The sequence below is a fragment of the Dietzia sp. IBK-p2-16D genome, from assembly GCF_057773085.1.
Genome location: NZ_JBYMTL010000028.1, coordinates 1 through 504, shown reverse-complemented (window position 1 = coordinate 504; position 504 = coordinate 1). Strand labels below are relative to the sequence as shown.

General features: G+C 73.6%; 1 protein-coding gene. It reads right to left on the bottom strand.

What is annotated here, in order from left to right; all coding sequences use genetic code 11:
• Positions 1-504: DUF222 domain-containing protein (locus AC3DE3_RS17175; RefSeq protein ID WP_488370832.1), on the bottom strand; the 504-nt coding region annotated here is incomplete at both ends.

Genomic DNA, 504 nt, shown 5'->3' with positions numbered 1-504 from the left:
GGTCGCGGACGGGCCACCAGCAGGCGGATAGACGGCGAGCGCGGCGAGGGCGTCGGCGCGGAGCTGGTCCAGAGAACCGTCCAGTCCGTCCGCCGAGGCGGCCGACGCGTCGGTCTCGATGCGCCGCCGGAGGAGCTCGGCATCGGCGGCGGTGAGCCGGGCCCACATCGTGGCCATGCCGTTCCGGTCGCCACGGAAGCGGACCGAGCGGGTGGCGGCCGCAGCTGCGGCCGCGTCCTCCGCGGCAGCCGGGTCGTGTCGCTCCACGGCATCATCGATCGCCGAGTCCACCGCGTTGCGAGTCGGCCGGTCGCCACCGTCGAGATCATCCGTGAAGCGCGCGACCACCTCGTCCTCCACGACCGACACGATCGAGTCGGGCACCTCGGCCAGGCGGCAGGCGATATCGACCGCCACCTGCTCGGGCAGCAGACCGCGGTCGACCGTGGATCGCAGACGGGGCAGCCGCCGGTGGATCTGCATCCCGGCCTTCACCAACCGCGC